This is a genomic window from Bacillus sp. G1(2015b) (assembly GCF_001482475.1).
GTDB lineage: Bacteria > Bacillota > Bacilli > Bacillales > Bacillaceae > Bacillus > Bacillus safensis.
This window is the reverse complement of the sequence record NZ_LKIC01000031.1, coordinates 30101-54407: the sequence shown is the minus strand read 5'-3', so window position 1 is coordinate 54407 and position 24307 is coordinate 30101. Positions and strand designations below refer to the sequence as shown.

Here is a 24307-nt window from a genome sequence, read left to right as displayed (position 1 = left end):
ACTCCTTCTTTACGCTTTCTGGTGGGCCTTCAACATTTGAATCAGCTCATCAAGCTTCACTTCAATTTGTTCACCCGTAGTTGTATCTTTCACATTCACAATTTGCTGTGCAAGTTCATCTTCTCCAAGAACTGCAATAAATTTGGCTTTTAAACGATCAGCTGCTTTAAATTGTCCTTTTAGTTTCTTCCCTGTATAGTCCATTTCACTTGAGATACCTTCTTTTCTCAGACGGTTTAATAAAGAAACAGAATAATCCTTCGCTTCATCTCCGAGAGCAGCAATGTATAGATCAATACCATCTTGCAGAGGAAGCTCAATTCCTTCAGCATCGATCGCTGATAGGAAACGCTCAATACTCATTGCAAATCCGATCCCTGGTGATTCAGGACCGCCAATTCCTTCAACGAGTCCGTCATAACGGCCGCCGCCGGCTAATGTTGTAATCGCACCAAAGCCTTCTGCATTGCTCATGATCTCAAATGCTGTGTGATTGTAGTAATCAAGACCGCGCACTAAATTTGGATCGACGACATACTCAATGCCTATATCTGATAAGTATTGTTTGACCTTTTCAAAATACGTCCGTGATTCTTCATTTAAGTAATCTTGAATGGATGGAGCTGTTGTCATCAGTTCATGATCACGATCCTTTTTACAATCAAGAATACGCAGCGGATTTTGGTGTAAACGAGTTTGACAGTCGTGACAGAATTCCTCAATTCTTGGCTCAAAGTGCTTGACCAGTGCTGTGCGGTAGTCTGCACGGCTCTCTTTGTCACCAAGGCTGTTAATGACGAGTTTTAAGTTAGAAAGGCCTGCTTTCTCATACACACTCATCGCAAGTGAAATGACCTCTGCATCAATGGCAGGATCCTTGGAACCAATCGCTTCAATACCAAATTGATAAAATTGACGATATCTTCCTGTTTGCGGACGTTCATAGCGGAACATTGGTCCGATGTAATACAGCTTAGTTGGCTGAGCCGGCTGGGCAAACAATTTATTTTCAACATAAGAACGGACGGTTGAAGCTGTTCCCTCTGGACGGAGTGTGATGCTGCGTCCTTTTTTATCTTCAAATGTGTACATCTCTTTTTGAACGATATCAGTTGATTCGCCTACTCCCCGTGCAAACAGCTCTGTATGCTCAAAAATCGGTGTGCGGATTTCTTTGTATTGAAAGGCTGCACATGTATCTCTCGCAATTTGTTCAACATACTGCCAGCGTTCTGACTCTCCAGGTAAAATATCCTGTGTGCCTCTTGGAATATTAAAACTCATTTTTCGTCCTCCTACGACCATCATTCATTTTTTATGTGGACATATAAAAAACCCCCGCCTCTACTATGTGTATAGTAGGGACGAGAGTTATACCCGTGGTGCCACCCTAGTTGGAACATGATCAAGCATGTTCCCGCTCAAATCCTTAACGCAGATTCACGTTCTCCGCCTATTGACTCATTTTTCGAGCGTTCAGCAGGAAACCTACAGAGTGTTCTTTCGTGATAAATGCCATGCGGATTCGCTTTCAGCCTAAGGCGATTCCTCTCTGCTCACGCAATTTACCCTACTATTCTCTATCATCAGTTCCACATTTTAAATTTTCAAGTGTGTTGATTTATATTATAATAAGGTCGGTGCTGCCACTCTGTCAACCCTTGCCGTGCCTCTTTTTCTTTTCCAGCTCTTCTTTTGACGTACATCCGTATTCAGATGCGGTTTCTTCAAGGAAGCCTGGCTGATCCATTTCGTCATGCTGCCAGCGGTCGATATCACGATGTCCATTATATTGCACTCGTCCTAATTTTCTGCTTAATCTCATGTTTGTACATCCTTTTATCACATTTTTATTTAGTATAAACAGATTGATTCATTTTTATTAGGGAAACTGCAAGGAATTCATCCACTACATAACGAATTAACATTCATCGGTTTTACAAGGGAGGGGAAAACACCGTTTTGAATCTGAAAAAACACAATCAAATGATGATGCTGCTTACTTGTTTTGTTCTCATCGCGAGTTCTTTGCCTATGACACATGCTACAGCACAAACAGATCAAGCTGTGGTCGCAACAGATGAAATCAATGTGAGAACGGGCCCTGGTTTAAGCTATGGAATTGCAGCTGTAGTAAAACGCGGCGAAAGTTATCCTATTCTCACTGAACAAGGAGAATGGGTGCAGATCCAATTATCAAACGGACAAAAAGGCTGGGTCGTCTCATGGCTGATCACCACATCATCCGGCGCTCAAAAAACAGAGAAACCAAAGGCGCAAAGTCAAAGCACGGCAGGAGGCAGTACCATTACATCGACAGCTTCCGACCTTCGCATCCGGACAGGCCCTGGGACTTCCTATCAAGTGATTGGTACTTTCCCGCAAGGCGCTTCCGCTAAAAAGCTCGAGACAAGCGGCGAATGGACGAAAATTTCTTATAAACAAGCAGAAGGCTGGGTTCACTCTGATTATGTTTCAGGGGGGCAGAAAACTTCTCAATCAAGCTCCGGCGGGTCTTCTCGCTCTAACCAGACAGGCACAGTTGGCGTATCGAGCTTGAATGTGAGGCAATCGGCCGCACCAAATGCACAAGTCGTCGCTTCACTTGCCCGCAACACACAGATCACCATTTTGCGAGAGCAGAACGGCTGGTATGAAATTGAGGGGAAAGGCGTAAAAGGCTGGGTTGCAAGCTATTACATTGTCACAGGCAAAGGAGCAGGCTCTGCACCTGAAAAGAGTTCATCCTCTTCGGCTTCTGAGCAAAAAGCGTACATTGTCTATGACGGCACCAACATTCGAAAAAGCGCTTCTACCTCTGCTGGGATTGCAGAAAGAGCAACAAAAGGAGCTGCCTATCACATTGTTCGGACGCAAGGTGACTGGTACGAGGTGACACTATCGAATGGCGGGACTGGCTATGTGGCGAGCTGGGTCGTTCAAACGAAGAAAAATAGCAGCGAAGCGCCAAGACCTCAGCAGGATTCATCGTCTGGGACTGGTTCTTTAAAAGGAAAAACGATTGTTCTTGACCCTGGTCATGGCGGAAAAGACAGCGGCACAATTGGCGCAGACGGTGCTTTTGAAAAGAACATCACCATCAAAACCGCCAATTTACTGGCAGGCAAATTAAGAGCTTCTGGTGCAAATGTGTATTTAACTAGAAGTGACGATACCTTTATCAGCCTTCAATCGAGGGTGGCGACATCTCATTACCGAAATGCAGATGCATTTATTAGTCTTCATTATGATAGTTTTATGGACCAAAGTGTTAGAGGAAGTACAGCGTATTATTATCACGCAGCAAAAGATCAGCAATTAGCGTCAAGCGTTCATTCCGAAGTCGCAAAACGCTCTCAAATCCCTGATAAGGGTGTCAAATTCGGAGATTACTTTGTTTTAAGAGAAAACAAACGCCCTTCCCTTTTATATGAACTCGGGTATTTAAGCAATCCTCAGGAGGAAGCGATCATTTATAGCGCCTCTTACCAAGAACGAGTCACAGAAGGAATGACTGAAGGATTAAAACAATATTTCCGTTAAAAAGAAAGAGGCCTCTGCGCCTCTTTTTTTGTTTGACCACAAAAAAAAGACTCTAAACAAACTCCCGCATGAGTTCATCTACAGTCTAAAGAGAATCTATTCTTTGCTGTCCATTAAGATCGTGACTGGTCCTGAATTGGTCAATGACACGTCCATCATCGCACCAAAACGGCCAGTTTCAACATGGATACCTTTTTCTCTAAGGGTTTTATTGAAACATTCGTAAAGCGAATTGGCTGCATCCGGCTTGGCGGCTTTCATAAAATTCGGCCGTCTGCCCTTTCTCGTATCACCATAAAGGGTAAATTGCGACACAGACAGAACGCTTCCTTTTATGTCCAATAATGAACGATTCATTTTCCCATTTTCATCTTCAAAAATACGTAAATGTGCAAGCTTTTCAGCTAAGTAAAGCACATCTTCTTCTGTATCTTCGTGTGTGACACCAACAAGCACCATATATCCTTCGCTTATGGCACCTGTGATCTCTTCTTCTACCTTCACAGATGCATTTGTCACACGCTGCACAACAAGCCTCATAGACGATATACTTCCTTTCTAATTCATGAATCGGCGAACAGAGTAAATGTCTTTGATTTGTTTAATGCGTTCGACTACTTTGTGCAAATGATTAATATTTTGGATAAAGATCGCCATATGGATCGTCGCCACTTTGTTACGATCAGACTTCCCAGAAACAGAGGAGATGTTCGTTTTGGTTTCGTTAACTGCTTGAAGCACCTCATTGAGTAAGCCGCGTCTATCATATCCTAATATTTCAATTTCCACATTGTATTCTTTACGGTTTTTAGCAGGCTGCTCATGCTCCCACTCGACCGGAATTAACCGCTCCTGCGCTTCTCCTGTCTTCACGTTCGGACAGTCCTCACGGTGAACAGATACGCCTCGGCCCTTCGTAATAAAGCCGACAATGCTATCGCCAGGAACAGGGTTACAGCACTTAGATAAGCGGACAAGCAGGTTATCAATCCCTTTGACCCTTACGCCAGCTTCCCGTTTTTTCCCGTGATACGTCTTTGGTTCCACCGTCACTTCTTGAACGGTTTTCTCTTGCTCTTCTTGATCTCTTTGTTTTCTTTCTTTTTCCGTTAAACGATTGGCAACTTGTAGTGCAGTAATGCCGTTATATCCAACAGCTGCATACATGTCCTCTTCGTTTGAAAAATTAAATTTGTCAGCCACTTTTTGCAGGTTTTCAGCGGTCAGAATGTCTTTGACATCAAACTCAAGGTTTTTGATTTCTTTTTCCACGAGCTCTCGGCCTTTTTCGACATTTTCTTCACGGCGCTGTTTTTTGAAAAACTGCCTGATCTTGTGCTTCGCTTGGGAGGTTTGGGCAAGCTTGACCCAATCCTGACTTGGCCCGTAGCTGTGCTTTGATGTCAGAATTTCAATAATGTCACCTGTTTTTAGTTTGTGATCGAGTGTGACCATTTTGCCATTGACCTTGGCACCGATCGTTTTATTCCCAATTTCCGAGTGAATCCGGTAAGAGAAGTCAATCGGAACTGAGCCTGACGGCAGTTCAATAACGTCTCCTTTTGGTGTAAACACAAACACCATATCAGAGAAGAGATCGATTTTTAACGATTCCATAAATTCTTCTGCATCTGTGGATTCGTTTTGGAATTCAAGAATTTCTCTAAACCAAGAAAGCTTCTTTTGGAAGACCGCTTCTTCCGTTGATTCTGCTGACTCTTTGCCTTCTTTATATGCCCAGTGTGCCGCAATCCCATATTCTGCAATTTCATGCATTTCCACTGTACGGATCTGAACTTCAAGCGGATCACCTTTTGGACCAATCACCGTTGTATGAAGAGACTGGTACATGTTCGGCTTTGGCATCGCAATATAATCCTTAAATCTGCCTGGCATCGGTTTCCAGCATGTATGGATAATACCGAGCACCGCATAACAGTCTTTAATGCTGTCGACCAAAATACGAACGGCAAGCAGATCATAAATTTCATTAAACTGCTTATTTTGCAAGACCATTTTGCGATAAATGCTATAAATATGTTTTGGTCTTCCGGAAAATTCAGCCTTGATGTTCACCTCAGACACGCGGTCTTTCACTTCATTGACAACCTCGTCCAAGTATTCCTCACGTTCCGCTCGTTTACGCTTCATCAGATTCACAATTCGGTAATATTGTTGCGGATTTAAATAGCGGAGTGCTGTATCTTCAAGCTCCCACTTAATCTTTGAAATCCCTAATCTGTGCGCAAGCGGTGCAAAGATTTCAAGCGTTTCATTTGAAATTCTCCGCTGCTTTTCCTGCGGAAGATGTTTGAGCGTTCTCATGTTATGAAGACGGTCTGCCAGCTTAATCAAGATCACGCGGATATCCTGCGCCATTGCAACAAACATTTTTCGATGGTTTTCGGCCTGCTGTTCTTCTTGTGATTTATATTTAATCTTCCCGAGCTTTGTGACACCATCAACAAGCATTGCTACTTCTTCGTTAAAATGCTCTTTTAAATCCTGTAATGTCACATCTGTATCCTCAACTACATCGTGGAGGAAACCACCTGCAATGGTTGATGGATCCATTTCAAGGTCAACAAGAATGCCCGCCACTTGAATTGGATGGATAATATAGGGCTCACCAGATTTCCGGTATTGCTCCTTGTGTGCATTTTCAGCATATTCATATGCTCGCTCTATAAATTGAATATGTTCAGCGGACAGGTATTCTCTTGCCTTGTCAATGACCTGCTGCGCCGTTAAAACTTGTTCGTTCGCCATGGAATCACCTTTTTAAATGAAAACTGTATTGTAGTTTATTATCAAGAAAAATTCGATAGATGTAAAGAGAAGAAGTCCGCTAAAAGATTTTTGATAGGAAAAAAGCACCCTTCTTACTGAGTGCTTTTTACGAAAAACTCCATTAGTATTGCATTAACGTCATGATGTCGTAGCCGTCAAGCTTCTTTCTGCCGTCAAGATACGTCAGCTCAATCAAAAATGCAATCCCTGCCACAACGCCGCCTAATTCCTCTACAAGCTTGATGGACGCTTCAATTGTTCCACCAGTTGCCAGTAAGTCATCTGTAATCAGGACACGCTGACCAGGACGAATCGCATCTTTATGAATCGTTAATACATCTTTACCATATTCCAAGCCGTAATCGACTTTAATGACTTCACGAGGAAGCTTTCCTTCTTTACGAACTGGTGCAAAACCTACACCAAGTGCGTATGCTACAGGGCAGCCAATAATGAATCCACGCGCTTCAGGTCCAACAATGAGATCAATGTCTCTTTCCTTCGCGTATTCAACGATCTGATCCGTTGCATAACGGTACACTTCGCCTTTATCCATTAACGTTGTAATATCTTTAAATTGTACACCTTCCTTTGGGTAGTCAGGTACAACTGTCACATATTGTTTTAAATCCATCTTTTCCTTTTCCTCCTCGTACGTCAAAGCACAGGTGAGACTTCGCTCATCATGCTATTCAGCCATTCCTTCAGCTCTTTAGCTGAGGAATATGTTAGTGTTTGATCGAGTTCCATCAATCGTTGTTTTGCTGTATAGGACGCTGATGCCGTTAAATCTTTTTTAGGGGCATCAAGTACTATTGACAGCACACCATTCTCTATTTTAACAAAACCGAGTTCAAAAAACACCTTTGTCATAAAAATGATTGTATCTTTTGTCCAGCCTCTATGTTTGGCAAGCTCCATTCCTTGTTCTTTGATAGGAAAACTTCCCCGTTTAAACAAGAACCCATAAAACCATTTGAATTGATCACGGCTTGGGAAAGAGGACATAAAATGATCTTCTTCTCTTTGAAAAACCGTATAAATTCTGGCAGGCTTTTGATTTTCTAAAAGCTGCTTCAGCAATTGCTCATCTGCCGGAACATCTGCAAAGACCACATACTTTCCGTGTACATCAAATGTTGATACATTATCTGCATGAACATGATGAATGGGGATATCGACGTTTTGTTTCGTTGCTTCATCAAAACAGACAACCAAAGATTTTTCTGAATCAAGCGTCGAAACTTTCTTCTCCCAATCCTTTTTCCCGCGCAGATCAAACAGCTGCCATTCATCAACTCGTGCATCTTTTAGCATCAGCTGGGGCTTTTTCCGGTTATTCCATTCATTGACGGACATTTCTCCAATCACGGAAATGCGGCTTCCTGGAACAATTTCTTCTTTTAATTTCCCTTGGTGAAAGCCGACACAGTCAAGCAGCTTGTCTTCGTCTTTCAGAGACATTTTAATATGGTTGTGATTTGCCCCAATTGTTCGGATATCTTCAAGCTTCGCATCTTCAATCATAATGAACGGTTTTGGGTTTGACATACCAAATGGTGACAGCATCCCTGCTTCTTCAATCGCTTGAACCGTCAATTCGTCTACCTTACACACAGCATCGACCCGCTGAATGGGAATAAAATCTTCTTCCGTCAATGTTTCATTGGCATATTGATTTAATCTTTCCCTTAGTAAAGCGACATCATCCGCTCGAAGTGTCATCCCTGCTGCCATCGGATGCCCGCCGAAATGCGGCAGGATGTCGCGGCATTTGCTTAGATGGAAGAATAGATCGAAGCCAGGAATGCTCCGGGCTGATCCTTTTGCCATTTGCGTTTCTTCATCTATTCCAAGCACAATCGCCGGACGAGAAAAAGTATCCGTCAATTTAGAGGCAACAATTCCGACAACGCCCGGATTCCAGCCAGCTTTCGCTACAACGATCGCAGACTGGTCATCGCCTGCCTCTTCCACCATTTGAATGGCTTCTTCTGTGATCGTACTGACAATCTTTTGTCGTTCTTTATTCAGTTCCTGTACAAAACGAGCGAGCTCTTCTGCTTCATCCTTATCCTCAGTCATAAGAAGGTGAACAGCTGGATCTGCCTGTTCAATTCGTCCTACAGCATTCAGCCTTGGCGCAATTTGAAAGCCGACCGTTTCCTCGTTCGCTTCTTCTAAAGTGGCTCCCGCTTCTTTCAATAACGCTTTCAGCCCCGGTCTATTCGACTGACGAAGCTGCATAAGCCCTTTTTTGGCGAGCCATCTATTCTCATCATGAAGCGGTACAAGATCCGCGATTGTCCCGATTGCTGCAAGATCTAACAGCTGAACTGGCATCTCCCCAAGAAGTGCATGCGCCACTTTAAACGCTACACCTACACCAGCAAGTTCTTTAAAGGGATACTCACAGCCTGGCTGCTTAGGATGGACAATGGCAAGTGCCTCAGGCAGCTCCTCACTTGGTTCATGGTGATCTGTAATGATCAGGTCTAGCCCTATTTCTTTTGCAATACGTGCTTCATTTACAGCAGCAATGCCTGTATCAACCGTGATGACAAGCGATGCTCCTTGCTCCTTGATATATCGAAAAGCCTGTTCATTAGGCCCATAGCCTTCTTTAAACCGATCTGGAATATAAAAGTCTACTATCGCAGACCGCTCTTTTAATGTATGTAAAAGTACAGACGTACTTGTCACACCATCTGCATCATAGTCTCCGAAGATCACAATCGATTCCTGCTCTTCGATCGCTTTGTTGATGCGCTCTACTGCTTCTTTCATTCCTTTTAATAAGAATGGATCATGAAATTCGGCTTTTTGATCAAATAAAAAAGACCTCGCCTCTTCTACTTCTTCAAGTCCTCTTTTTACGAGAAGCGATGCAGTCAGCGCTGAAATATTCAGATTTTCAGAGAGTGATTTCACTTTTTCTTCGCTTGGATGTTCATATTCCCAGCGCATTTTGGATAATAACATAAATTCACCCCTCAACCACACTATTATACTAGAGTGGCCTGAGGGGTTTCAATTTTTATTTTATGAAATTGTGCTGGAAGATTATTTTTCCTTCCGGTCAAATGATGCTGGTTGTTCTTTTAAAGGCGTAACATGCGATTTTTTTTGAAGATCTTTGTCTGCCTTTTTCGTCGAAGTAGCAGGTGCAGCAGCTGCACGCTCAGCTTTTAATGCCTTTAGTTCACGTTTCAGTTTCACAATTTGGAAGATCCCTGCAAATGCCACAATCAGTCCGCCCATTAAAACAGAACCGATAATGACGAGGATCAGCGGCCATTCAGCCGTTCCAAATAAGTAGTCTACCTCGACAGGCCGTACATTAATCACGGCAAATACTGAGACAATTAATACGAAAATAAATGCGAGTATGATGGTCCATTGTTGTTTGTTCATCTACAAATCCCCCAAGCTTTTTCTTTTATTCTTCCCTTTTCACTGCCTTTTTTAAACACAGAAAAAAAGCAGCGGAAGAAAACCTATCAGCATGGGCATCATCAGCTGCTGAGTTTTTCTTTAATCAGGTTCTTTAATTCTTTTCTTTCTCCAGAAATAACAAGGGTATCCCCTTCTTCGATGATGGTATCTGGTCCTGGATTTAAAATCTTCTCGTGTGATTTTCTCATAATGGCGATGACTGTTACTTGATAGTTTTGGCGGACATTGAGTTCACCGATGCTTCTCTGAACAGCTGGTGCATTCTTTTCAATTTTAAACCATTCAATCACTAGATCATCAATGGCTACCTCTACGGTTTCAAGCGCTTTCGGCTTATAGACCATGCCGCCTAAAATAGCGGCAATTTGTCTTGCTTCTTCATCGTTTAGCAGGATACCAGAAATCGTTTCTTCGTGGTCGTCCTCCTGAAAATGATACATTTCTCTTCTGCCGTCATTATGTGTAATGATGGCAAGCTTCTCATTATTTCTTGTGATCATTTCGGCTTTATGACCGATACCTGGCAGTTCAGTTTCCCGAACCTTCATCACAGCCCCTCCAATGAATAAAGCAAAATGCCTTAAACAGACACCCGCTTTCTATACTGATCTAAACGTAAGTCATTATAGCAAAAGACCATTTTAAGATCAATGAAACCCGAAATATTTTTTCAATAGAAAAAGACTGCCGAGAAGGCAGTCTTTCTAGATTAAATATCTTGATCTGTATCTATCTTAGCTGGTTTTTTCAGCTCACGGCCTTTCCACATCAGCCAAATTTGTGCCGCGATATAAAGGGATGAATACACCCCTGTTAATAAGCCGACAAGTAAGGCGATGGAGAAGTTTGTAATCGACGCCGATCCGAAGATAAGCAGTGCGACAACAACGACAAGTACAGTCAGCACCGTATTGACAGATCGCGTAAAGGTTTGCTGTAAGCTTAAGTTCACAATGTACGATAGATCTTCAATGGTTTTCGGTTTGCGTTTCTTCATTTGCTCACGAACCCTGTCGAAGGTAACGATCGTATCGTTGATCGAGTACCCGATGACCGTGAGGATCGCGGCAATGAAGGTGACATCCACCTCTAGGCGCGTAATACTAAAGAAGGCCACGATAAAGAACGCATCATATAGCAGTGAAATAATTGCCGCAATCGCCATCTTATACTCAAATCGGACAGATACATATAAAATGATCCCGATGGAGGCAATGATGACGGCATATAGCGCATTACGTGCAAGTTCTTTTCCTACAGTCGGAGACACTGTACTTACGTTTGGCTCCGTTCCGTATTTATCTTTGAAGTAATCTTTCACTTCAGCAATCTTTTCTTTGTTCGGCACACCGACAAATCTCGCTGCTGCCTGATTCTCTTTTTGACCCGATAACACGACACTGTCTGTCTCAAGGTCAAGCTTTTTAAAGTCTTGCTCGACTTGTTCAGTTGACAGCTTGTGATCACTTTGAATATCAATTCTAGTTCCACTTGTAAAGTCAATTCCCGCATTCAGCTTGAAGATGGAAAGAACGATGATTCCCGCAATGGTGATAGTAGCTGAGAAAATCATAAATCCTTTACGTTTGCTGACGAAATCCCACTTATCAAATGGTGTTTTTGGCTCGGTGGTTTCTGTTGTCTCATGGATGTTCATAATGTCTTTTTGACGAACACCAAACCAGCCTTTTCTCCGGTCAAGATAGCGGCTTTCAACAAGAAGACCGAGAAGGAATCTTGATAGGAAAACAGCTGTGATAAAGCTTGTTAAAATCGAGAGGATGAGCATTGTTGCAAATCCTTTTACAGAGCTTGTCCCGAAGAAGAACAGCACTCCGCCGGCAATAATACTTGTTAAGTTAGCATCAAAGATCGTCGCAAATGATCTGCGGTTCCCTGATCTGAAAGCAGAACGGACTGATTTGCCGAGCTTCAGCTCTTCCTTGATCCGCTCATAAGTAATAATGTTGGCATCGACAGCCATCCCTACCCCTAAAATGAGTGCGGCAATTCCAGGCAGTGTCATAACCGCGCCCATCCAGTCAAACACTTGCAGCGTAATGTAGATATAAGCTGAAAGTGTGATGACAGCTATAAGACCAGGTAATCGGTAATAAAACAGCATGAATAAGAAGATAAATGCGATTCCTACTATTCCTGCGAACACTGTTTCGTTCAGTGCTTGTTCACCAAACTGTGCACTCACAGATGTGGAATATTTTTCTGTTAATTTCACTGGCAATGCCCCGGCATTTAAAATACTCGCAAGGTCTTTTGCCTCTTGGACAGTAAACTTTCCTTCTATTTGTACGTCACTGCTGTTAATCTCTTGATTCACATTTGGTGCAGATACATACTTGTGGTTTGATTTTGAGACTTCTTTTTTGAAGGAATCTCCTTTGTGGTAATCAAGCCAAATGACAAGCTGATTATTTGGTGCCATCGCTGCTACTTTTCTTGTGACGTCACCAAATTTTTTCGCATCCTTTAGTTTAACCGTCACAATTGGCTCATTCGTTTGACTGAATGTTTGTTTTGCACTGTTTTCGACTAGGTCAGCCCCGTTTAGGAGTTCTTTATCATTCGTATCTCTGAAGGATAGCTGTGCTTCAGTGGAAAGAATCTCCCTTGCTCTGTTTTGATCTTTTACACCCGCAAGCTGCACGCGGATACGGTTGTTGCCTTCAATCGAAATGTTCGGCTCACTTACACCAAGCACGTTTGCTCTTCGGTTAAGAGCCTCCACTGTACTAACGAGAACACTATTTGTGATCTTGTCCTCTTTTTTCACTGGATGTACATCATACAGGACTTCAAATCCACCCTGTAAATCCAGCCCTAGCGTCATATCTTTCGCAACAGGCTTTGTTAGTAAGCCCACGCCAGTTCCGATTAACAGAACCACTAAGAAAAACGCAAGAATGCGCCCTTTTTTCATTATGTATTTCCTCCTTAAACACCTGAATCCATTAAGATGGCTTATTTTAACAGTTCATCAAGCATATTCTTGCCATCTTCACTGTCCAAAAAAGCAGACGTTTTAAACGACTGAACGGTTGCATAGTTCATAAATTCGCCTATTTTCACAGATAAGATATCTGCAACCATTTCATGAATCGGATACTCTTGTTTTTTCTTCCACTTCTTATTCTCTAAGTATGACCATAATTCCTCTAAATCTACATCTTTATAGCCCAAAACGATGAATTCTTCAAGCTTACTGAACAGAAAAGGCTTTAAATGGTCTTTGTAAATAGCAGCTGGATGTTGTGTCATTGCGTAGCTCCCCCTTTTCAGTTTTTTATCGAGAGACTTGTCATGCTTGGACGATATACACGCATATCTTATTGTATATGATTCTATGTCGTTTGAGAAGGCAGGTGATCTGTGATTTGACGAAGCAAACGTTTTTAAAGGGGACCATTATTTTAATTTTAGCAGGTTTTATCACGAGAATATTGGGTTTTGTCAATCGAATTGTTATTGCGAGGTTCATTGGCGAAGAAGGGGTAGGGCTTTATATGATGGCTGCACCTACCTTTTTTCTCGCCGTGACGCTCACGCAATTCGGACTGCCTGTCGCCATTAGTAAGCTTGTCGCAGAAGCAGAAGCCCGGGGTGACAAACAGAAAACAAAACGTATTCTGGTCATGTCTCTTGCGATAACAGGAACACTCAGCCTGATTTTCACGCCGCTCTTCTTATGGTTTGCGCCCATCATGGCAGAAAATATGCTGACAGACCCTAGAACGGTCTATCCACTGCTTGCCATTACACCCGTCGTACCAGTCATCGCCATTTCCAGTGTGTTAAGAGGCTATTTCCAAGGCAGACAGCAAATGAGTCCGCTAGCGATGTCTCAAGTTCTGGAACAGGTCGCAAGAATTTCATTAGTCGCGGTATGTACAACGGCTTTCCTTCCTTACGGGATTGAATTTGCGGCAGCAGGTGCGATGGTGTCATCTGTGATTGGAGAGATGATTTCACTTGCTTACTTACTGATCGCCTTTCGCTATAAAAAGACCATTCGTATTCGAAAACGATTTTTTAAGGCGATTCATGACGGGAAGGACACATTTAAGCAGCTGATGAGCATTGCCCTGCCAACAACAGGCAGCCGTTTTATCGGGAATATTTCGTGGTTTTTAGAGCCGATTGTTGTCGCGCAAAGTCTTGCCATTGCTGGATATGCGGCTGTTGAGGCGACAAGGCAGTACGGGGAGTTGACCGGACTTGCTCTGACCCTTTTGACACTGCCTAGTTTTATTACGTATTCACTCTCCACTGCATTAGTTCCGGCGATCAGTGAAGGCATGGAGCAGAATAAACGTAAAACGGTCGAATACCGGCTGAAGCAGGCGATGCGCCTTTGTTTACTCAGCGGAGGCATTTCATGTATTATTCTTTTCGTTTATGCAGAAGATTTAACGCTCTTTATGTATGGTTCGTCGCATGCAGCCATTTATGTGAAATTCATGGCGCCGTTTTTCCTTCTATATTATTTTCAGGGGCCCCTTCAAGCCGTGCTTCAAGCACTCAATTTAGCTGGTGCGGCGATGACCAACAGCCTGATAGGTGCAATTGTGAAAACAGGGATGATTTTTGTTCTTGCTTCACAGCCTGGCTTTGGCATTATGGGCGCAGCACTTGCGATCTTAATCGGCATCATCCTTGTCACACTGCTCCATGCGGCAACTGTTGGAAAGGTGCTGCCTATTCATTTACCATTAAAGGAATATGGACTATGCGTCCTTGTGATTATCGGTACGGGGGCTGTCAGCCTTTGGCTGAAATCTCAAGTAAACGGACTCTTTTCTGCTCCTATTGAACTTGTAACACTCATCATTGTTACGTGCATGCTGTATGTCATTCTATTAATCTGCCTAGGACTAGTGAAACGAGAAGAGCTGCGACGCATCCCGTTCATTGGGAAGCTGTTTTAGCTCATCTGTTTTAGCTCATCTCTTTTTGATCACTTCATCTTTCAAATCAATATAAAATGTTTTTTGATTAAAGCTGCAGTAAGAGATTTGCTCGATATCATGATAACCTCTTTTAGCAAGCTCATCTTTCAGCCACTGTTCATTTTGATTGATTTGCTTAAGGTGATCATGTTGCACTACACCGTCCGCAACAAGTGGAAGCTCAAGCGCTGCATGTTTGAGCTTGTTTTCTTTTTCGACGACGGCGAGCTTTCCAGACGGCTCTAAAATAGCGTAAGAGACATCCTGAATACTGTCGATGTTATTTTCTCTTAATTGAATGAGCAGGTCATCAAAATTGTATCGCTGTTTTCTCATCGCACCCTCGTCTATTTTGCCATTGATGATGAGCAAGACCGGTTTGCCGTCAAGAAAGCGCCGGACGCCTTGGAATTTCAATGAGAGATAGGCAAGTGTGATTTGAATGAAGGTTAACAGCAGGATTGGCCATACCGTATGTAACATGTGATCCTCTACTTCTTCTATGGCAAGAACCGCAATTTCTGCAATCATCATAAAAATGACTAGATCTAAAATACTCAATTCCCCAATTTCCCTTTTGCCCATTAAGCGAAAGATAAACCAAATTAGAAAATATAAAATGATGGTTCTCATGGAAATGATCAAGATGTCCTGCATGTGATGTAAACCCTCCTTCTCCATCATAGCTTGTGTCAAAACACTTTATTTATGTAGAAAAGAAACGTCTGAAACATGTCTATTTTTTCTCCACTGTGAATACATTTTAGTAAAAGACAAGCTTCGGTCAATTGGAGAGGAGACAAATCACATGCAAGAAACAAAACATATTGGAAAAGGCATTTTATCCGGATTAATTGCCATTTTTGTCGTGATGGTTGTCACAAGTTTACTTGTGTCGCTCATGCTTACATTCACAAGTATGCAGGAATCATCATTTAAATGGATGATTATGATTTTGTCCTTTGTTGCCCTGTTATTAGGAGGCATCATTTCTGGCGGGAAAGCAAAGGAGCGCGGCTGGCTAATTGGTGCGATCACATCTATCATTTTTTCTCTCACTGTATTTTTATTTCAATATTTGGGGTTTGGAAAAACGTTTTCACCAGAGCAGTTCATCTATCATGGGGCATTTTTAGGCATTTGTATGCTGGGGGGAATGATTGGCGTCAATCTTCGAGGCAAATAAAAAAAGAGCGGTTCATATCGCTCTTTTTTTATTGCTATGTATCGGAGGATTAGCCTTTGTCAGCTAATTCTCTAATAGCACGGCGATCGAAAGTTAAACGGTTGTTTTCGCTTGTTTTGATGACCACTTTTGATTCATCAATTGAGTCGATTTCACCGTGTAAACCACCGATTGTGACGATTTTATCGCCTTTTGATAAAGATTGCTGCATCTGACGCACAGCTTTCTGTTGCTTTTGCTGTGGACGGATTAACAAGAAGTAAAGCACAGCAAACATGACAACAATCATAATGATTGAACCCATACCACCATCCATTCTATTTCACCCCTTTCTAAAGCATTGTAAAGCCTTTCGTTTATGCGTTAAAAGTTTTTCGCATTCGGTTTGTTAAAGCCATAACGCTCAAAAAACTCTTCTTTAAAATCACCTAAACGATCCTCACGGATAGCTTCTCTCACTTGCTCCATTAATTTTAACAGAAAATGAAGATTATGATAAGTTGTTAATCGAATTCCGAACGTTTCATTTGTTCGGATGAGATGTCTAATATAGGCGCGTGTATAGTTTTTACATGTATAGCAGTCACAGTTCTCATCGATTGGTCTAAAGTCACGCTCATATTTTGCATTTTTCACAACAAGACGGCCTTCACTAGTCATTAAGGTACCGTTTCTTGCAATTCGCGTAGGCAGTACGCAGTCAAACATATCTACACCGCGAATGGCGCCGTCAATTAAGGAATCTGGCGAGCCGACACCCATTAAGTACCTTGGTTTGTCTGCCGGTAAAAATGGTGTAGTGAACTCAAGTACACGATTCATCACATCTTTTGGTTCCCCTACAGATAAGCCTCCGATGGCGTAGCCTGGGAAATCAAGTGAAACAAGGTCTTTTGCACTTTGTTTTCGAAGCTCTTCGTATTCTCCGCCTTGGACAATTCCAAACAGCCCTTGATCCTCTGGACGCTGGTGCGCTGTTAGACAGCGCTCTGCCCATCTGCTTGTCCGCTCCACAGAACGTTTCATGTAATCGTACTCTGCAGGATATGGCGGGCATTCATCAAATGCCATCATAATATCAGAACCAAGCGCATTTTGGATCTCCATGGCTTTTTCAGGAGATAGGAACAGCTTGTCTCCGTTTAAATGATTACGGAAGTGAACGCCTTCTTCTTCAATTTTTCTAAATTCACTCAATGAGAAAACTTGGAATCCGCCTGAATCAGTTAGAATGGCTCGATCCCAGTTCATAAATTTGTGCAGACCGCCTGCTTCTTTTACGATATCGTGGCCTGGACGGAGCCATAAGTGGTACGTATTGCTTAAGATGATGCCTGCATCCATTGCCTTTAATTCTTCAGGCGCCATTGTTTTGACTGTAGCCAGTGTACCTACTGGCATAAATACAGGTGTTTCAAAAGAGCCGTGCGGTGTATGAACGCGGCCAAGACGTGCACCTGTTTGTTTGCATGATTTAATGAACTCATAACGTATCGGTAATTGCGACAAAAATGAGCCCTCCTGTCTTTGTTGTATGATGTTATTGAATCAGCATGGCATCGCCAAAGCTGAAGAATCGGTATTCCTCTTTCACAGCCTCATTGTACGCTTTTAGTACGTGCTCTCGTCCAGCTAATGCGCTGACAAGCATAATTAACGAGGATTTTGGCAGATGGAAATTTGTGATCATGCCATCAATTGCCTTGAATGTGTAGCCAGGGTAAATAAAGATCGACGTCCAGCCGCTTGAGGCTTTGAACTCACCATCGTGTGCGCTTGCAATGGTTTCAAGCGTTCTTGTTGACGTTGTGCCGACTGAAATAATCCGTCCGCCTTCTTTGCGAACGCGATTGAGCTCATCAGCTGTTTCTTCATTCATTTCATAAAACTCTGCATGCATTTCGTGTTCTTCAATACGTTCTGCACTTACCGGACGAAACGTGCCAAGCCCCACGTGCAGCGTAATAAAAGCAATGTGAACACCTTTCGCTTTCAGCGCATCCAGCAGCTCGGTTGTAAAATGGAGACCGGCCGTTGGGGCAGCAGCGGAACCAACCTCTTTTGAATAAACGGTTTGATAGCGTTCACGGTCGTCAAGCTGCTCTTTAATATATGGAGGCAGCGGCATTTCACCAAGGGATTCAAGCACTTCATAAAAAATGCCTGTATATTGAAACTCGACTTTTCTTCCGCCATGTTCCATTTCCTCTGTACATACCGCTTTGAGCCGTCCATCACCAAAAGTGATAACCGTCCCTTTTTTCACCCGTTTCGCTGGTTTTACAAGTGTTTCCCATTTATCTCCTTCTTCTTGTTTCAATAGAAGCAGCTCAACTTTGGCACCTGTATCCTCTTTCATACCAAACAGACGTGCAGGCAGAACGCGAGTATTGTTTAGAACGAGACAATCACCTTTTTGAAAATAATCGATGATTTGTGAGAATGTATCATGTGTAATCGCACCCGTCTGTTTGTTTAAGACCATCAGTCTTGATGCATCTCTTTTTTCAAGCGGCACTTGTGCAATCAATCTTTCTGGTAAATCAAAATCAAATAGTTCTAGCTTCATTTCCTTCACCTATTCTGTAGTTAACTAGTTAACGTTATTTCATCCGTCCAAAGATATTCAGTAATATGGTTAGTACGATGCTAATGACAATGCATGTAATGACAGGAAAAAAGAACGTTACATTTCCTTTTTTTACAAAAATATCACCTGGAAGCTTACCAACCAATTGAAACACTAATCCTGCGGCAAAAAGGACACCACCTAAAATCATTAATATTTTAGGGAATTCAGTCACGAATCGGAACCTCCATTTGAAAATGTTCATACGCTTCTCTTGTGACGACCCGCCCTCTTGGTGTTCTTTGCAGGAAACCAATTTGCAGCAAGTACGGTTCGTACACATCTTCAATCGTATGTGATTCTTCTCCAATTGTCGCTGAGATCGTATCAAGCCCAACAGGACCGCCTCTAAATTTTTCAATCATACTTAAAAGGAGTTTATGGTCTATATGATCAAGGCCAAGCCTGTCGACTTGAAGACGCTCAAGGGCATCTTCCGCAATGTCCTGCGTAATAGCATGATTCCCAAGCACTTGCGCAAAATCTCTTACTCTTCTGAGCAAACGATTGGCAACCCTCGGTGTTCCACGGGAACGTCTCGCTATCTCTTCGGCAGAGCGAATATCGATCCCAATCTCAAACAGCTCGGCTGTTCTTGCCACAATGTGAGCCAAATCTCTTTGCTCATAGTATTCCAATCTTGCATGTACCCCAAACCTATCACGAAGCGGCGCTGTTAACAGCCCGACACGGGTCGTTGCACCTACAAGCGTAAATGGCGGTAAATCAAGCCGTACAGAGCGTGCTGTATCTCCTTTTCCAATGACAATATCTAAACAAAAATCCTCCATTGCTGGGTACAGCACTTCCTCAATTGAGCGCTGCAATCGGTGAATTTCATCAATAAACAATACATCACCTGGCTCAAGAGATGTTAAGATGGCCGCCAAATCACCAGGACGCTCAATCGCTGGTCCTGACGTTGTACGCAGCTGAACATTCATTTCATTGGCAATGATCGACGCAAGTGTTGTTTTCCCAAGTCCAGGAGGTCCATATAAAAGGACGTGATCAAGCGTTTCCTGCCTCATGCGGGCAGCTTCAATAAATACGCTGAGATTATCCTTTACTTTTTGCTGACCGATATATTGGCTAAGTGTCTGTGGCCGCAGACTTTGCTCAATGGCTGATTCATGGTTGTCTGCTTCAGTTGAGACGAGCCGTTCATCCATGAGACATCACCCTATTTCAACATTTTTTGTAAAGCTTTTTTCACATATTGATTGGTTGTAAGATTCTTTTCTTCTTTTAATAATGGAAGAACCTTTTTAATTTCACGATCACCGTATCCAAGGACACTCAAGGCTTCAAGCGCTTCATCTAATGCAGTTTGCTGCGTTTCAACCTGAATGTGGTCCTCGTGATTAAATAAGTTGCCAATCATTTCTGGCACCACATCTGCAAGTTTTCCTTTTAGATCCAGAATGATTTGACGTGCTGTTTTTTTGCCCACACCAGGGAATTTAATCAGGAACGCTTCATCTTCACGTTCTATCGCTGAAATGACAGCGCCTGGATCACCGGAAGCAAGAATGGCGAGCGCGCCCTTTGGCCCAATTCCTGTGACATTTAACAGTTTTGTGAACAGCGCTTTTTCTTCTCGTGTTTGAAAACCGTATAACGAAAATGCGTCTTCCTTTATGTAATGATACGTATAAATCGTTTCTTGTTTGTTTACTCGATAGATAAACGGGTTTGGGGTATAGACTTGATATCCCACTCCGCCGTTTTCAATGACAACATATTGCGGGCACACATAATCAATGGTCCCTTTTACAAACTCTATCACCGTTTTCACCTCTTTGACTGTTCTTCATTGTAACATAAATCGAGGAGAAAACCGCAATAAAAGTTAACATACGTTCGCTCAGTACATTTTTATCATGAAACCACGAAAAACAGCTTGCGGTCTTCACACCAGCAAGCTGTTACATGCTTTAAAACGATCGTTCATTTCGGTAAGGCTTCATGACTTCAAGCACATGCTCAAATTCATCCTTTGTTCGAAAAGGAATGCCTTGCTCAAGCTGTTTTTCCACATGACTTTCTAAACGGGACGTATCAATTTGAAAAAAGAGATGAATAGGCTCCGCCCAGCCGTCAGGCCTTCCATGAAACGTAGAAATCACACCGTCTTCTGATAATCCGATATATCCATTTGCTTTACTTAATGGAGAGATATCATCAATTTGCTTTCTAAAAAGGGTAAAATCCTCTTTTTGTTCTACCAGCGTCCAGCCTTTATACTGCGCCCAGAATGTGTCTTTGTCTTCTAATGATGCCCGGTGTCTTTCAATACTCACATCGCCGTCTAGATAGACTTTTTCAAGCTGGACGGTGATAGAGTTTGACTGCTTTTGCAAGTGTTCTTTTCCTTCCATATCCGCAGCGAAAAAAAGCACACTTGTCATGATAAGTCCTGTAACGAAACATTTCATCTTCACTTTCACTATTTACACCTCTTTAGAACATGAGATCGATGCATGACATATGTAGTTTGACCCATTTTTCTAAACATTAACCAAATCGATCATTCAAATGTATGGTAAGAGTCTTTCGTTGTATCCTTCATTCGTAAATGTTATGTTTTATACAATCCATTGCTTTATCGAATGACACGGTTTTTTCATCATTCGTTTTTCAGCCGCATAAACTGAAACCAAAGAAGGTGAAGTCAATGTCAGATGTCAAAAGATTAGCCGAATCGATTCAGTATCATGAAGAGAAACGTTTTCATAAGCTTGCCTATAAACCAGCAGAGCTTGAACTGTGCGGCAAAGGAAGAAGTGCCTATGTCTTCTTATACAAAAAAGACGGCAAGAAAATGGCACTAAAAGTCTTTTTCCCTTCTTATCAGCATATCGCCCGCAAAGAGGCTGCCATTTACGAAAAACTTTCTGGTTCGTCTTACTACCCTGAGATTTATGAGTCTGGGGATCAATATATTTTAATGGAATATATTAAAGGCTACACATTCTATGAATGCCTTACAAAAGGAATTCCTATTAAAAAACAAATGATTGAACAAGTCGATGATGCGCTGGAGGAAGCGCGCGAGAAAGGATTGAATCCTTCTGATATCCATCTGCGCAATCTGATCTTAACTAAAGAAGGACGGATCAGAGTCATTGACGTTGCCAGATTCACGCAAACGAAAGCATGTCATCAATGGGATGATTTAAAAGCTGCTTATGCTTATTACCAAAAACCTTTTTTCCCTAAAAAAGCACCGCGTCTGTGGCTAGAAGTGATTGCTTATTTGTATAAAAAGAACTGGCTGTCCCGCGGGCAGCTTAATAATCGGAATGATTTTTCTGCATAATGAAAGCCGCTCTCTTTTGAGCGGCTTTTTGCTGTTATTCTGTTTCTACATGGATACTATTGACGTTTAATAGGTTAATGATTTCATTATTCAGCTTAAACCAATGATTGGCTTCTTCAATTTTTTTATACACATCATAGGTAGCTGGACGTTTGAGCTCGAAATCAAGCACTTCCCCATTGTTCATATGAAATGTTACCTTAAATACTTTCATCATAAGATCACCTTCCACTCTTCTTGTTCGCTGGTCAAATAGATCAGCTCTTTTCATTCATTCTCTATTCAACTCGTTTCCCCTCCTTCTTTCCATTCAAACCCAAGAAGTTTAAATTTTGTTTAAATTCACACAACATATCTATCTCTCATATCTGCAAAGAAGTATATTAGTGAAAAAGGAGGCTGCCCTTGATGAAGCAGAAAAAGAAACGAACATCTCCAGAAAGAAAAACAGTCTTTTTTCATTTAACAGATGCTCTCATTCCGAGTGTGGACATGATGGCATATGCAGCAAAGGCATTTTTTCACCTTTTAAGAAAAGCCTTTTCAGCGGTTTGATAAAACCGCGCACAGCATCGTGCGAGGTTCTTTTTTTATGGCTGATAAATTTGACTTCCTTGACTGACAAACTCCTTCGCCTTCTTTTCCATCTCTCTTTTTACTTCTTCAGATTGATTGCGGATATCATGAGAAATTTTCATACTGCAAAACTTCGGTCCGCACATCGAGCAAAAGTGAGCGGTTTTAGCGCCTTCGGCAGGCAATGTTTCATCATGGAACGCCAAGGCTCTTTCTGGATCAAGTGACAGGTTGAATTGGTCCCGCCATCTAAATTCAAACCTCGCTTTCGATAAAGCATCATCACGCTTTTGAGCCGCAGGATGTCCTTTTGCTAGATCAGCGGCATGTGCTGCAATTTTATAGGCGATCACGCCTTCTCTCACATCTTCTTTGTTCGGCAGACCTAAATGCTCTTTTGGTGTTACATAGCACAGCATTGCTGTTCCGTACCAGCCGATCATGGCCGCACCGATCGCGGATGTAATGTGATCATACCCAGGTGCGATATCTGTTGTAAGAGGCCCTAACGTATAAAATGGTGCTTCTTTGCAAATGTCCATTTGCTTGTCCACATTTTCTTTGATTTTATCCATTGGGACATGTCCGGGCCCTTCAATCATTACCTGCACATCATGTTTCCAAGCAATCTCTGTTAACTCACCTAACGTTTCCAGCTCTGCAAACTGCGCCTCATCATTGGCATCAGCAATCGAGCCTGGTCTAAGTCCATCTCCAAGTGAAAAGGCGATATCATATTTTTTCATAATTTCACAAATGTCTTCGAAGTGAGTGTAGAGGAAATTCTCTTGATGATGAGCAAGACACCATCTTGCCATAATTGCACCGCCTCTTGAAACAATTCCAGTCACCCGATCGACAGTGAGCGGAATATATCTTAACAGCACGCCAGCATGAATCGTGAAATAGTCTACACCTTGCTCCGCTTGTTCAATTAATGTGTCCCTGTACACATCCCACGTCAAATCTTCTGCGACTCCATTCACTTTTTCAAGGGCCTGATAAATAGGAACGGTTCCTACTGGGACTGGGCAATTCCGAATGATCCATTCTCTCGTTGTATGAATATCCTTTCCAGTAGACAGATCCATCATTGTATCAGCCCCCCATCTGATCGCCCATGTCATTTTTTCAACCTCTTCATCAATGGATGACGTGACAGCTGAATTGCCAATATTCGCATTGATTTTGACATGAAAATTCCTTCCGATAATCATTGATTCACTTTCTGGATGGTTAATATTCGAAGGAATGACGGCTCTTCCGCTCGCCACTTCCTCTCTAACGAACTCAGGGCTTAGCTCTTCTCTTATTGCGATAAACTCCATTTCAGGTGTAATGATGCCTTTTTTGGCATAATGCATTTGCGTCACGCGCGCTCCTTGTTTCGCGCGGAGCGGCTTATGATGAAAATTAGTTTGGACAGAATGGATGGACTCCTTCTCCCTTGAACGGTATCCATTATCCTCCGGTCTTACATGACGCCCTTCATAGCTTTCTGTATCTCCTCTTTCTTCAATCCATGCTGCCCTAAGACGCTTTAACCCCTTTGTGACGTCAATATGAACGTTCTCATCCGTGTACGGTCCACTCGTATCGTATACACGGACTGGTTCATTTTTTATGTCGCCCGCCTCTGTCACAGTATGTGAGAGCGTAATCTCTCTTTTTGGCACTAAGATATCGGGTCTTGATCCTTTCTCATACACCTTATGGCTGCCGTCAAAGCTAGATAACAATGATTGGTTGGATGGGACACTTTTCTTTTCTTTCATTTGCTGTTCTCTCCTTTTCTTCTTGTCACCGGACAGGATGGAATCAGCACCAGCAAAAAACCAGGC

25 protein-coding genes and 1 other annotated feature are annotated in these 24307 nt (G+C 42.4%); of the genes, 5 read left to right on the top strand and 20 right to left on the bottom strand.

The features are described 5' to 3' along the window. Positions 1–9: 9 nt before the first annotated feature. Both hisS and AMR95_RS19330 read right to left on the bottom strand, forming a co-directional pair. Positions 10–1284 (bottom strand): histidine--tRNA ligase, encoded by a 1275-nt coding sequence (gene hisS, locus AMR95_RS17645; RefSeq protein ID WP_024423129.1) that lies wholly within the window; start codon positions 1282–1284, stop codon positions 10–12. Between the two features lie 73 nt (positions 1285–1357). Further along, positions 1358–1596 (bottom strand) — a binding site (T-box leader). A 58-nt stretch (positions 1597–1654) separates the two neighbouring features. Beyond that, on the bottom strand, positions 1655–1825 hold the full coding sequence (locus AMR95_RS19330) for a YrzK family protein (RefSeq protein ID WP_003216250.1): 171 nt from the start codon (positions 1823–1825) through the stop codon (positions 1655–1657). Positions 1826–1962: 137 nt separating this feature from the next. Between AMR95_RS19330 and AMR95_RS17640 the strand changes: the two genes are divergently transcribed. Beyond that, entirely contained in the window at positions 1963–3543 is a 1581-nt protein-coding gene (locus tag AMR95_RS17640) for an SH3 domain-containing protein (RefSeq protein WP_058839001.1), read from the top strand. Between the two features lie 96 nt (positions 3544–3639). On the opposite strand, the gene dtd is transcribed toward AMR95_RS17640, so the two are convergent. The 8 genes from dtd to AMR95_RS17600 form a co-directional block, all read right to left on the bottom strand. Beyond that, positions 3640–4083: a D-aminoacyl-tRNA deacylase gene (gene dtd / locus AMR95_RS17635; protein ID WP_024423131.1), complete on the bottom strand. Its 444-nt coding sequence runs from the start codon at positions 4081–4083 to the stop codon at positions 3640–3642. 18 nt (positions 4084–4101) lie between these two features. Then, positions 4102–6312, bottom strand: a complete 2211-nt coding sequence (locus AMR95_RS17630; protein ID WP_047203353.1) for a RelA/SpoT family protein — start codon at positions 6310–6312, stop codon at positions 4102–4104. A gap of 142 nt (positions 6313–6454) precedes the next feature. Continuing rightward, positions 6455–6967, bottom strand: coding sequence for an adenine phosphoribosyltransferase (locus AMR95_RS17625; RefSeq protein WP_024423133.1), 513 nt, complete (start codon positions 6965–6967; stop codon positions 6455–6457). A 23-nt stretch (positions 6968–6990) separates the two neighbouring features. Beyond that, a complete protein-coding gene (gene recJ, locus AMR95_RS17620; RefSeq protein ID WP_058839000.1) occupies positions 6991–9315 on the bottom strand; it encodes a single-stranded-DNA-specific exonuclease RecJ in 2325 nt (774 codons plus the stop codon). An 81-nt stretch (positions 9316–9396) separates the two neighbouring features. After that, the gene (locus tag AMR95_RS17615; RefSeq protein ID WP_058838999.1) at positions 9397–9747 is read right to left on the bottom strand and encodes a LapA family protein; all 351 of its coding nucleotides are present in this window, start codon (positions 9745–9747) and stop codon (positions 9397–9399) included. Positions 9748–9848: 101 nt separating this feature from the next. Then, positions 9849–10337, bottom strand: a complete 489-nt coding sequence (locus AMR95_RS17610) for a cation:proton antiporter regulatory subunit (RefSeq protein ID WP_058838998.1) — start codon at positions 10335–10337, stop codon at positions 9849–9851. A gap of 161 nt (positions 10338–10498) precedes the next feature. Continuing rightward, on the bottom strand, positions 10499–12727 hold the full coding sequence (gene secDF / locus AMR95_RS17605; RefSeq protein WP_039180313.1) for a protein translocase subunit SecDF: 2229 nt from the start codon (positions 12725–12727) through the stop codon (positions 10499–10501). Between the two features lie 41 nt (positions 12728–12768). Beyond that, positions 12769–13065 carry a post-transcriptional regulator gene (locus tag AMR95_RS17600; protein ID WP_003216788.1) on the bottom strand — a complete coding sequence of 99 codons (297 nt, stop codon included), beginning with the start codon at positions 13063–13065 and terminating at the stop codon, positions 12769–12771. A 116-nt stretch (positions 13066–13181) separates the two neighbouring features. Here AMR95_RS17600 and spoVB point away from each other — a divergent pair, with 116 nt between their 5' ends. Next, the gene (gene spoVB, locus AMR95_RS17595) at positions 13182–14732 is read left to right on the top strand and encodes a stage V sporulation protein B (protein ID WP_058838997.1); all 1551 of its coding nucleotides are present in this window, start codon (positions 13182–13184) and stop codon (positions 14730–14732) included. A gap of 15 nt (positions 14733–14747) precedes the next feature. On the opposite strand, the gene AMR95_RS17590 is transcribed toward spoVB, so the two are convergent. Next, positions 14748–15410: a DUF421 domain-containing protein gene (locus AMR95_RS17590; protein WP_039180318.1), complete on the bottom strand. Its 663-nt coding sequence runs from the start codon at positions 15408–15410 to the stop codon at positions 14748–14750. A gap of 151 nt (positions 15411–15561) precedes the next feature. Here AMR95_RS17590 and AMR95_RS17585 point away from each other — a divergent pair, with 151 nt between their 5' ends. After that, positions 15562–15939 carry a TIGR04086 family membrane protein gene (locus AMR95_RS17585; RefSeq protein ID WP_039180321.1) on the top strand — a complete coding sequence of 126 codons (378 nt, stop codon included), beginning with the start codon at positions 15562–15564 and terminating at the stop codon, positions 15937–15939. Positions 15940–15988: 49 nt separating this feature from the next. On the opposite strand, the gene yajC is transcribed toward AMR95_RS17585, so the two are convergent. The 7 genes from yajC to AMR95_RS17550 form a co-directional block, all read right to left on the bottom strand. Continuing rightward, positions 15989–16255, bottom strand: a complete 267-nt coding sequence (yajC, locus tag AMR95_RS17580) for a preprotein translocase subunit YajC (RefSeq protein ID WP_008360993.1) — start codon at positions 16253–16255, stop codon at positions 15989–15991. 47 nt (positions 16256–16302) lie between these two features. After that, entirely contained in the window at positions 16303–17448 is a 1146-nt protein-coding gene (tgt, locus tag AMR95_RS17575; protein WP_034321314.1) for a tRNA guanosine(34) transglycosylase Tgt, read from the bottom strand. A 31-nt stretch (positions 17449–17479) separates the two neighbouring features. Further along, positions 17480–18508, bottom strand: coding sequence for a tRNA preQ1(34) S-adenosylmethionine ribosyltransferase-isomerase QueA (queA, locus tag AMR95_RS17570; RefSeq protein ID WP_058838996.1), 1029 nt, complete (start codon positions 18506–18508; stop codon positions 17480–17482). Positions 18509–18542: 34 nt separating this feature from the next. Continuing rightward, on the bottom strand, positions 18543–18743 hold the full coding sequence (locus AMR95_RS17565) for a DUF2905 domain-containing protein (protein ID WP_012010741.1): 201 nt from the start codon (positions 18741–18743) through the stop codon (positions 18543–18545). Then, the gene (gene ruvB, locus AMR95_RS17560; protein WP_024423143.1) at positions 18736–19740 is read right to left on the bottom strand and encodes a Holliday junction branch migration DNA helicase RuvB; all 1005 of its coding nucleotides are present in this window, start codon (positions 19738–19740) and stop codon (positions 18736–18738) included. Before ruvB ends, AMR95_RS17565 begins: the two co-directional genes overlap by 8 nt. Positions 19741–19751: 11 nt before the next feature. Next, entirely contained in the window at positions 19752–20357 is a 606-nt protein-coding gene (ruvA, locus tag AMR95_RS17555) for a Holliday junction branch migration protein RuvA (protein WP_058838995.1), read from the bottom strand. A 148-nt stretch (positions 20358–20505) separates the two neighbouring features. After that, positions 20506–21006 carry an intercompartmental signaling factor BofC gene (locus AMR95_RS17550; RefSeq protein ID WP_197412177.1) on the bottom strand — a complete coding sequence of 167 codons (501 nt, stop codon included), beginning with the start codon at positions 21004–21006 and terminating at the stop codon, positions 20506–20508. 239 nt (positions 21007–21245) lie between these two features. Here AMR95_RS17550 and AMR95_RS17545 point away from each other — a divergent pair, with 239 nt between their 5' ends. After that, positions 21246–21890 (top strand): serine/threonine protein kinase, encoded by a 645-nt coding sequence (locus AMR95_RS17545; RefSeq protein ID WP_034279877.1) that lies wholly within the window; start codon positions 21246–21248, stop codon positions 21888–21890. A gap of 34 nt (positions 21891–21924) precedes the next feature. Here the strand turns inward: AMR95_RS17545 and AMR95_RS17540 are convergent, their stop codons facing one another. Beyond that, positions 21925–22107 (bottom strand): hypothetical protein, encoded by a 183-nt coding sequence (locus AMR95_RS17540; protein WP_008342761.1) that lies wholly within the window; start codon positions 22105–22107, stop codon positions 21925–21927. A gap of 191 nt (positions 22108–22298) precedes the next feature. Between AMR95_RS17540 and AMR95_RS19325 the strand changes: the two genes are divergently transcribed. Beyond that, positions 22299–22445 carry a hypothetical protein gene (locus AMR95_RS19325; RefSeq protein ID WP_167364625.1) on the top strand — a complete coding sequence of 49 codons (147 nt, stop codon included), beginning with the start codon at positions 22299–22301 and terminating at the stop codon, positions 22443–22445. A gap of 35 nt (positions 22446–22480) precedes the next feature. Here the strand turns inward: AMR95_RS19325 and thiC are convergent, their stop codons facing one another. Next, complete coding sequence (gene thiC / locus AMR95_RS17535; protein WP_058838993.1) at positions 22481–24241, bottom strand: phosphomethylpyrimidine synthase ThiC; 1761 nt, start codon at positions 24239–24241, stop codon at positions 22481–22483. Positions 24242–24307 lie beyond the last annotated feature (66 nt).

What these genes read in the sequence shown, in the direction of transcription:
- thiC (WP_058838993.1), bottom strand. Translation starts at nt 24,241, where the DNA reads ATGAAAGAAAAGAAAAGTGTCCCATCCAACCAATCATTGTTATCTAGC.
- AMR95_RS17585 (WP_039180321.1), top strand. Translation starts at nt 15,562, where the DNA reads ATGCAAGAAACAAAACATATTGGAAAAGGCATTTTATCCGGATTAATT.
- AMR95_RS19330 (WP_003216250.1), bottom strand. Translation starts at nt 1,825, where the DNA reads ATGAGATTAAGCAGAAAATTAGGACGAGTGCAATATAATGGACATCGT.
- AMR95_RS17600 (WP_003216788.1), bottom strand. Translation starts at nt 13,065, where the DNA reads ATGACACAACATCCAGCTGCTATTTACAAAGACCATTTAAAGCCTTTT.
- AMR95_RS17610 (WP_058838998.1), bottom strand. Translation starts at nt 10,337, where the DNA reads ATGAAGGTTCGGGAAACTGAACTGCCAGGTATCGGTCATAAAGCCGAA.
- AMR95_RS17590 (WP_039180318.1), bottom strand. Translation starts at nt 15,410, where the DNA reads ATGCAGGACATCTTGATCATTTCCATGAGAACCATCATTTTATATTTT.
- hisS (WP_024423129.1), bottom strand. Translation starts at nt 1,284, where the DNA reads ATGAGTTTTAATATTCCAAGAGGCACACAGGATATTTTACCTGGAGAG.
- AMR95_RS17540 (WP_008342761.1), bottom strand. Translation starts at nt 22,107, where the DNA reads ATGATGAAAGTATTTAAGGTAACATTTCATATGAACAATGGGGAAGTG.
- queA (WP_058838996.1), bottom strand. Translation starts at nt 18,508, where the DNA reads ATGAAGCTAGAACTATTTGATTTTGATTTACCAGAAAGATTGATTGCA.
- dtd (WP_024423131.1), bottom strand. Translation starts at nt 4,083, where the DNA reads ATGAGGCTTGTTGTGCAGCGTGTGACAAATGCATCTGTGAAGGTAGAA.
- AMR95_RS17625 (WP_024423133.1), bottom strand. Translation starts at nt 6,967, where the DNA reads ATGGATTTAAAACAATATGTGACAGTTGTACCTGACTACCCAAAGGAA.
- yajC (WP_008360993.1), bottom strand. Translation starts at nt 16,255, where the DNA reads ATGGATGGTGGTATGGGTTCAATCATTATGATTGTTGTCATGTTTGCT.
- AMR95_RS17630 (WP_047203353.1), bottom strand. Translation starts at nt 6,312, where the DNA reads ATGGCGAACGAACAAGTTTTAACGGCGCAGCAGGTCATTGACAAGGCA.
- recJ (WP_058839000.1), bottom strand. Translation starts at nt 9,315, where the DNA reads ATGTTATTATCCAAAATGCGCTGGGAATATGAACATCCAAGCGAAGAA.
- ruvB (WP_024423143.1), bottom strand. Translation starts at nt 19,740, where the DNA reads ATGGATGAACGGCTCGTCTCAACTGAAGCAGACAACCATGAATCAGCC.
- secDF (WP_039180313.1), bottom strand. Translation starts at nt 12,727, where the DNA reads ATGAAAAAAGGGCGCATTCTTGCGTTTTTCTTAGTGGTTCTGTTAATC.
- AMR95_RS17615 (WP_058838999.1), bottom strand. Translation starts at nt 9,747, where the DNA reads ATGAACAAACAACAATGGACCATCATACTCGCATTTATTTTCGTATTA.
- AMR95_RS17550 (WP_197412177.1), bottom strand. Translation starts at nt 21,006, where the DNA reads ATGAAATGTTTCGTTACAGGACTTATCATGACAAGTGTGCTTTTTTTC.
- AMR95_RS17545 (WP_034279877.1), top strand. Translation starts at nt 21,246, where the DNA reads ATGTCAGATGTCAAAAGATTAGCCGAATCGATTCAGTATCATGAAGAG.
- AMR95_RS19325 (WP_167364625.1), top strand. Translation starts at nt 22,299, where the DNA reads ATGAAGCAGAAAAAGAAACGAACATCTCCAGAAAGAAAAACAGTCTTT.